The organism is Amycolatopsis sp. NPDC059027, assembly GCF_042739735.1.
GTDB lineage: Bacteria > Actinomycetota > Actinomycetes > Mycobacteriales > Pseudonocardiaceae > Amycolatopsis.
In genome coordinates, this window is record NZ_JBHYIK010000001.1 from 293,746 (window position 1) to 301,133 (window position 7,388).

General features: G+C 66.4%; 8 protein-coding genes. 1 reads left to right on the top strand and 7 read right to left on the bottom strand.

Annotation, left to right across the window (positions count from 1 at the left end):
- Positions 1 to 108: 108 nt before the first annotated feature.
- Genes ACFWY9_RS01345 through ACFWY9_RS01365 form a run of 5 tightly spaced genes read right to left on the bottom strand, consistent with a single transcriptional unit; the run spans position 109 to position 5,261 of the window.
- Positions 109 to 303, bottom strand: a complete 195-nt coding sequence (locus ACFWY9_RS01345; RefSeq protein WP_378329494.1) for a ferredoxin — start codon at positions 301 to 303, stop codon at positions 109 to 111.
- A gap of 13 nt (positions 304 to 316) precedes the next feature.
- Positions 317 to 1,558, bottom strand: a complete 1,242-nt coding sequence (locus ACFWY9_RS01350) for a cytochrome P450 (RefSeq protein WP_378337863.1) — start codon at positions 1,556 to 1,558, stop codon at positions 317 to 319.
- A gap of 13 nt (positions 1,559 to 1,571) precedes the next feature.
- Complete coding sequence (locus ACFWY9_RS01355) at positions 1,572 to 2,780, bottom strand: cytochrome P450 (RefSeq protein ID WP_378337864.1); 1,209 nt, start codon at positions 2,778 to 2,780, stop codon at positions 1,572 to 1,574.
- A gap of 11 nt (positions 2,781 to 2,791) precedes the next feature.
- Positions 2,792 to 4,003, bottom strand: coding sequence for a cytochrome P450 (locus ACFWY9_RS01360; protein ID WP_378329491.1), 1,212 nt, complete (start codon positions 4,001 to 4,003; stop codon positions 2,792 to 2,794).
- Between the two features lie 10 nt (positions 4,004 to 4,013).
- Positions 4,014 to 5,261 (bottom strand): cytochrome P450, encoded by a 1,248-nt coding sequence (locus ACFWY9_RS01365; RefSeq protein ID WP_378329490.1) that lies wholly within the window; start codon positions 5,259 to 5,261, stop codon positions 4,014 to 4,016.
- Positions 5,262 to 5,440: 179 nt separating this feature from the next.
- On the opposite strand from ACFWY9_RS01365, the gene ACFWY9_RS01370 reads away from it, so the two are divergent.
- A complete protein-coding gene (locus ACFWY9_RS01370) occupies positions 5,441 to 6,091 on the top strand; it encodes a TetR/AcrR family transcriptional regulator (RefSeq protein WP_378329489.1) in 651 nt (216 codons plus the stop codon).
- Positions 6,092 to 6,107: 16 nt separating this feature from the next.
- Here ACFWY9_RS01370 and ACFWY9_RS01375 read toward each other — a convergent pair whose 3' ends face one another.
- Together ACFWY9_RS01375 and ACFWY9_RS01380 are read right to left on the bottom strand one after the other, a co-directional pair.
- Positions 6,108 to 6,698: a hypothetical protein gene (locus ACFWY9_RS01375; protein WP_378337865.1), complete on the bottom strand. Its 591-nt coding sequence runs from the start codon at positions 6,696 to 6,698 to the stop codon at positions 6,108 to 6,110.
- Between the two features lie 2 nt (positions 6,699 to 6,700).
- On the bottom strand, positions 6,701 to 7,388 hold a 688-nt coding region (locus ACFWY9_RS01380), incomplete at its 5' end, for a hypothetical protein (protein WP_378337866.1).

Consider the following 7,388-nt stretch of genomic DNA (forward strand, 5'->3'; position numbering starts at 1 on the left):
GTGTCGCGGGGGGCGCTTTTTGGTCCGTCGTGGGGTATTGCGCGCGCTTGGGGGGGGTTTTGGGTCATTCCCGGGGGGGGCCCGGGGGCAACCCCCCCCTTCAGCAGCTCACTCCTGGAGCGACAGTGCCTGGCTCGGGCAGACGTGCACGGCCTCGCGGGCCTTCTCGACGAGTTCGCCCTCCGGCTTGTCGTCGAGCACGATGACCGTGCCGTCCTCTTCGCTCTGGTCGAACAGGGCGGGCTCGGTCAGTACGCACTGACCCGCGCCGACGCACTTCCCGGTGTCCGCGATGATCTTCATTTCGTCTTGCCTCCTACCAGGTGACCGGCAGCCGGTGCAGACCGTAGATGGACGCGTCGTCCTTGAACGGCAGGTCGTCCACGCCGGCGGCCGGTTTCAGTTCGGGAATACGATGGAACAACGTGTCGAAGACGATCTGGAGTTCCAGTCGAGCCAGGTTCTGCCCGAGGCACTGATGGAACCCGAAACCGAACGCGACGTGGTGGCGCGCGCCGCGTTCGATGTCGAACGTCTCCGGGTCCGCGAAGTGCTCGGGGTCCCGGTTGGCGATGTGCCCCAAGGCGAGGACACCCTCGCCGGCACGAATGGTGACTCCGCCGATCTCGGCGTCTTCGACGCAGAACCGCGCGACGAAGGTGTCGACGATCGTGAAGTACCGCAACATCTCCTCGACGGCGTCGAGGGTCTTTCCCGGATCCGACCGGATGGCTGCCAGCTGGTCCGGGTTCTCCATCAGCATGAGCGCGCCGAGGGAAATCATGTTCGCGGTGGTCTCGTGGCCCGCGATGAGCAGGAGGAAGGCCAGCGCGACCATCGCGCTGTGCCGGTAGGTGCCCTCCTCGCGCCGCTTGACGATCTGGCGGCCGAAGAGGTCGTCGCCGGGTGACGCCTCCTTCGCGGTGATCAGCTCGTCCAGGTACGCGATGATGGCGTCGACCGAGGCCTGCCGCTCCTCGGGCCCGATCGCCTGGTCGAGCGTCTTCGCCGAATGCCGCTGGAAGTACTCGTGGTCTTCGTAGGGGACGCCGAGTAGTTCGCAGATCACCAGTGATGGCACGGGCAGGGACAGTGCTTGGACGAGGTCGGCGGACCTCTTTCCGTGGTGCGGTGGTCCGGCGAGCATGGCGTCGATGTGTTCGTCGACGATCTGCTGGATCCGGGGCCGTAGGGCTTCCATGCGGCGGACGGTGAATTCGCCGAGCACGGCACGGCGGGCGGGCCCGTGCTCCGGCGCGTCGAGCGTCAGTATGCTGCGCTCGTCGACCGGCAGCCGGATCGCGCCACCGGCCGTCAGTGCCGGGAACCGAGGGTCCCTGCGGTTGGCGCTGAACCGATGGTCGGTGAGCAGCGCGCGCACGTCCGCCAGCCGGGACAGCGCCCAGGCCTCCCGGCCGTCGGGCAGCCGGACCTTGGTGATCGGCTGCTCCTCGCGGATGCGCCGGTACTCGTCCGGCGGCGCGAACGGACAGCCGCGCGCGATCGGGAACTCCGGCGGAACGGCAGGGCTTTCCGCGGCGTGGATCGTCTCGGTCATGCGGCCCCCTACCTCACCATGTCACCGGGAGTTCGTACAAACCATAGATCGACGCGTCGTCCTTGAAGGGCAGATCATCGACTTCCCCAGTGTGCTTCAGCGTGGGAATCCTGCGGAAGAGGGTGTCGAAGACGATCTGGAGTTCCATCCTGGCGAGGTTCTGCCCGAGGCACTGGTGCGGCCCGAACCCGAACGCGACATGGTGCCGTGCCCCGCGCTCGATGTCGAACGAGTCCGGGTCCGCGAAGGCATCGGGGTCCCGGTTCGCCGAGTAGCCGAGCGCGAGCACGCCGTCGCCCGCCCGGATGGTGACGCCGCCGACCTCGGCGTCCTCGACGCACAGGCGCGCCGTGACGACGTCGGCGATCGTGAAGTACCGCAGCAGTTCCTCGACGGCGTCGAGGGTTTTGCCGGGGTCGGCCTTGATCGCGGCGAGCTGCTCCGGGTGTTCCAGGAACGCGAGCGTGCCGAGCGAGATCATGTTCGCGGTGGTCTCGTGCCCGGCGAGCAGCAGCAGGAATCCCGTCGCGACCAGCGCCGGACGCCGGTAGGTGCCCTCCTCGCTGAGCTTGACGATCTGGCGGCCGAGCAGGTCGTCGGTCGGGTCCGTTTCCTTCTGGGCGATCAGGTCGTCCATGTAGTGCTCGATGGCCTGGAACGCCGCCCTGCGTTCCGGCTGCGGGGTGTCCCGCTTGAGCATCGTCGCGGTGCGCTGCTGGAAGAACTCGTGGTCGGAGTACGGGACGCCGAGTAGTTCGCAGATCACCAGTGACGGCACGGGCAGGGACAGTGCCTTGACGAGGTCGGCTGGCTGGGGCCCGGCCAGCATCGCGTCGATGTGTTCGTCGACGATCTGCTGGATCCGCGGGCGCAGGGCTTCCATGCGGCGGACGGTGAATTCGCCGAGCACGGCACGGCGGGCGGGCCCGTGCTCCGGCGCGTCCATCGAGACGATCGACTTCTCGGCGTCCTTGTCCCGGACGCGGGCGCCGGCGACGAGCAGCGGGAAGCCGGGGTCCTGCCGGTTGGAGCTGAACCGGCGGTCGTTCAGCACCATCCGGACGTCCTCGTGCCTGCTGACCACCCAGGCCCATTTGCCGCCGGGGAGGCCGATCTTCGAGATCGGCTCCGCCTCGCGGATTTCCCGGTATTCCGGCGGCGGCGCGAACGGACAGGTCCTCTCCAGCGGGAATTCGTGCGTGTGCTGCAGAGTTTCGGTCATGACGGTGCTCCTCACCAGGTCACGGGAAGCCGGTACAGGCCGTAGATCAAGGCGTCGTCCTTGAAGGGCAGCTCGTCCATGCTCGTGGCGAGCTTCAGTGTCGGAATCCGCGCGAAAAGGGTGTCGAAGACGATCTGGAGTTCCATCCTGGCGAGGTTCTGCCCGAGGCACTGGTGCGGCCCGAAGCCGAACGCGACGTGGTGGCGGCCGCCGCGTTCGATGTCGAGGGCGTCCGGGTTCTCGAACGGCTCCGGCGCGCGGTTCGCCGAGTAGGCGAGCGCGAGCACGCCCTCGCCCGCCCGGATGGTGACGCCGCCGACCTCGGTGTCCTCGACGCACAACCGCGGGATCCCGTCGACGATCGAGGAGTACCGCAGCAGTTCCTCGACGGCGTCGAGGGTTTTGCCGGGGTCGGCCTTGATCGCGGCGAGCTGCTCCGGGTGCTCCAGCAGCGCCACCGTGCCGAGCGAGATCATGTTCGCCGTCGTCTCGTGGCCCGCGACGAGCAGCAGCCGGGCGAGTTCGACCACTCCCTCGTGGTCGTAGACGCTGTCGTCTTCGCGGGATTTGGCGATCTGCCGGCTGAGCAGGTCGTCGCCCGGCTCGGATTCCTTGCGGGTGACCAGTTCGTCGAGGTAGTCCCGGATCGCGGTGAACGCGGCGCGGCGTTGCTCGATGGTGGACTCGCGTTTGAGGGCCGTCGCGGTGTGCGCCTGGAAGTGCTCGTGGTCCTCATAGGGGACGCCGAGCAGCTCACAGATCACCAGGGACGGCACCGGCAGGGACAGCGTTTCCACCAGGTCCACCGGCTTCGGCGAGGAGAGGATCGCGTCGATGCGCTCGTCGACGATTTCCTGGATGCGAGGCCGCAGGGCTTCCATGCGGCGGACGGTGAACTCGCCGAGCACGGCACGCCGGGCCGGTCCGTGCTCCGGCGCGTCCATCGCGATGATCGACCGCCGGTCCGTGATCCGCGCGCCGCCCGGGATCTGGCTCGGGAAGTCGGGGTGCAGCCGGTCGGAACTGAAGTGCCGGTGGTCGGTCAGCACCGCGCGGACGTCCTCGTGCCGGGTCAGCACCCAAGCCTCTTTGCCGTTCACCAGGGTGACCTTCGAGATCGGCTCTTCCTCGCGGATCTGGCGGTATTCGGCGGGCGGTGCGAACGGACATTCCCGCGCCATGGGGAAGTTCGGAGTGGTCGTGCTGTCGAGAGTCTCGGTCATGATCGGCTCCTCACCAGGTCACGGGAAGTTCGTGGAGGCCGTAGATTTGCGAGTCGTTCTTGAACGGCAGTTCGTCCACGCTCGTGGCGAGTTTCAGCGTGGGAATCCTGCGGAAGAGGGTGTCGAAGACGATCTGGAGTTCCATCCTGGCGAGGTTCTGCCCGAGGCACTGATGCGCGCCGAAACCGAAGGCGACGTGGTGCCGCGCACCGCGTTCGATGTCGAGAGTGTCCGGATTCTCGAACGCGCTTTCGTCCCGGTTGGCCGAATTGCTCAGCCCGATGACGCCCTCGCCCTTCGGGATCACCACACCGGCGATCTCGACGTCTTCGGTGGTGACCCGCGACGTCGCGAACTCGGCGATCGTGAAGTACCGCAGCAGTTCCTCGACGGCGTCGGGGGTTTTGCCGGGATCGGCCTTGATCATGGCGAGCTGGTCCGGGTTCTCCAGCAGCGTCAGCGTGCCGAGCGAGATCATGTTCGCCGTGGTCTCGTGCCCGGCGATGAGCAGCAGGAACGCCGTGGCCACCAGGCCGAGATGGTCGACCTCGCCGGTTTCACGCTGCTTGACGATCTGGCGGCCGAGCAGGTCGTCACCCGGCGCGGCCTCCTTCGCGGTGACCAGCTCGTCCAGGAACTTCCGCAGCTCGTCGGACGCCTGCTGGCGCTCGGGGGCGTCGGCCTGGCGGTTCAGCAGCGTGCTGCTGCGCTGCTGGAAGAATTCGTGGTCTTCGTACGGGACGCCGAGTAGTTCGCAGATCACGAGCGATGGCACGGGCAGGGACAGTGCTTGGACGAGGTCGGCGGACCTCTTTCCGTGGTGCGGTGGTCCGGCCAGCATCGCGTCGATGTGCTCGTCGACGATCTGCTGGATCCGCGGCTGCAAGGCCCGCATGCGCTTCACGGTGAACTCGCCGACGACCTCACGGCGCGCTTGCCCGTGCTCGGGCGGGTCCATGTTGATCAGCGACACCCTGAACGGGTTTTTCCTGGTCTCCTCGTCCGTCTGCTGGAATCGCTCGATCATCAGCGGGAACCCGGGATTGAAGCGATTGGAGCTGAACCGTGGGTCGGTGAGCATGGTGCGGACGTCCTCGTGCCGGGTCAGCACCCAGGCGCGCTGCCCGGACGGCAGGGCGGCCATGGCGACCCGCCCCTCGTCCCGCATGCGGGAGTACTCCGGTGGCGGACTGAACGGGCAAGTCCGTTTCGCCGGGAAGGACGTGACGGGCGCGGCAGAACTGGTCAATTCGGTCATGTGCGGAGCCCCAATCCGGACGAAATGTATGTGGAGGGTTACATTCCGGTTATGCTCCCCAAGGTACTCAAGCGGAAGGTCTTCGTCCACTCGCGAAAGGGTGACCATTTGTGCATCGAGTCTGTCGCCAGCTACCCGTGCGAGAATCGGGCGGCCGGAGCGAGTTGAGAGGCGAGCGCATGACCGTTGACCCCGAGATCACCCTGCGGGCCGACGCGCGCCGTAACCGTGACCAGATCATCGCGGCCGCGCGGGCCATCTTCGCCGACGCCGGGCCCGAGGCCCCGATGGAGGAGATCGCCCGCGCCGCCGGGGTCGGGGTCGGCACGCTCTACCGGCGCTTCCCGGACCGGGACGCGCTGATCAGGGCCGTCGCGGTGGAGAACTTCGAACGCGTCCTCATCGACGCGCGTGCCGCCGCCGCGGAGAAGTCGACGGCGTGGGAGGCGCTGGAGTGGTTGTTGCACCATTCGGTCGAACTGCAGTTGAGCATTCAGCTGGCGATGCTGTCGCCGCGGGCCCTCGTCATCCTGAAGACGGATCCTCAGATCAGGAAGCATCGCGCCGAGTTGATGGACCTTTTGTCCGATCTGGTACGCGGTGCCCAGGACGAGGGCGTCCTCCGCGCCGACGTCGCCGCGGGTGACATCGCGATGATGTGCGCGGTGCTGATGCGCCAGAACCGCGCGAAGTCGGAGGACGTGGCCCGGATGGCGGCGGAGCGCTGCGTCGGCATCATGCTCGACGGCCTGCGGGCACGTCCGGGAACCCCGCTGCCCGGCCGGGCCCTCACCGCCGATGACCTGGACATGCTGCGCCGGCACCAGTGACGCGGTGCCGCGCCCGCTACCACCGACGAGCCGGGCCTGCCCAGCGTTCGTCGGCGACCGCCTTGGCCAGCCTGGCATCGGATGGCCTGAGAAGGCGCCAACCGACCACGAGATTGACGGTCATGAGTGCGACGATCGCGATCGGGATCGACAGGTACAGGACGACGGGTGTGGTGTACCCGATTTCGGGCCGGAATTCGTCGCCCTTGCGCTCGACGTCCGGAATGAACGCCGCATAGAAGATCAGTGTGCCGAACAGCGCTCCGCCGATTGCGCCGCCTAGAATTCCGGTGCTCAGCAGCGCTGAGCGCTTGTTCAGATAGTTTCCGGACAGACTGGCCGAGGAAACGGCGATCGTGAAGCCGGAGAGCACCATTGCCGCGGCGACCAGGATGGCCATGGTGATGGGCAGCATGTCGGCTGGCGTATGCGAGGGTTGCAGTCGTCGTCCGCCCACCCACAGGGTGATCCCGGCCAGCAGGCCGAACAGCGCACCGGGGACGCCGAGCCAGGGGAGCCTGTTGACACGAGCGGCCCATGCCGGGGGAAGCCAGAGGTGGGTGTGCTCCCGTTTCGCGGGCGGCGGTGGATACGGCGGCGGATGCATGGTCAGCCAGTCCGCCAGTCGCCGGGGTGTGTCATCTTGTCGAACTGCGTCATCGCCCAGTTCTTACCCAGGTTCCTGACCTTGTCGTCGATGGCCATCTGCTGAGTGGTAATGAGATTCGTCAACGTTTGTACTGCGCCGATGGCTTGAAAGATACCGGCGACTCCCGCACCGATGGTGGTGAGAATGAGTGCGACAGCTGCCGGCAGTCCGACTACCGTGAGCGCGCTGGCGATAGTTGCGCCGATTCCTATGGCGAGCCCGATGAGGATCCCGTTCACGGTCACCCAGAAGCTGTCGATTCCGTTGGCCAGGTCCGTCAGGGAGTTGCGAATCTGAAGGCCGATGTCCTTCATGGCATTGAGGCCGTTGACCTGAGCGGGCACGGTTGTTTTGTAAGTCTCCGCCGCACGTCCATGCCATTCCGTGTTGGTCTGGAGTTTTTCAAGGGCAACATTTCCTGCGGCTTCACCGTAGGGATTTCCGACTTTCTCTGCCCACTGTGTTGCGAAAAGACGCAACTTGTCGGTATTGCCCTTGTTGTGCCAGAATTCGTTGACCTTGTTCTGGAACTCCAGGTAACGCTTGTCGACCGCGTCGATCTGTTGCTTTATGGGCTCGATCATGTGCGAAAGGATGTCGGGTACCCAGGACAGGATGTCGTTGACCCGATCGAAGAACTGCCGGATA

Coding starts and splice junctions, on each gene's coding strand:
- ACFWY9_RS01345 (WP_378329494.1), bottom strand. CDS start 303: ATGAAGATCATCGCGGACACCGGGAAGTGCGTCGGCGCGGGTCAGTGC.
- ACFWY9_RS01350 (WP_378337863.1), bottom strand. CDS start 1,558: ATGACCGAGACGATCCACGCCGCGGAAAGCCCTGCCGTTCCGCCGGAG.
- ACFWY9_RS01355 (WP_378337864.1), bottom strand. CDS start 2,780: ATGACCGAAACTCTGCAGCACACGCACGAATTCCCGCTGGAGAGGACC.
- ACFWY9_RS01360 (WP_378329491.1), bottom strand. CDS start 4,003: ATGACCGAGACTCTCGACAGCACGACCACTCCGAACTTCCCCATGGCG.
- ACFWY9_RS01365 (WP_378329490.1), bottom strand. CDS start 5,261: ATGACCGAATTGACCAGTTCTGCCGCGCCCGTCACGTCCTTCCCGGCG.
- ACFWY9_RS01370 (WP_378329489.1), top strand. CDS start 5,441: ATGACCGTTGACCCCGAGATCACCCTGCGGGCCGACGCGCGCCGTAAC.
- ACFWY9_RS01375 (WP_378337865.1), bottom strand. CDS start 6,698: ATGCATCCGCCGCCGTATCCACCGCCGCCCGCGAAACGGGAGCACACC.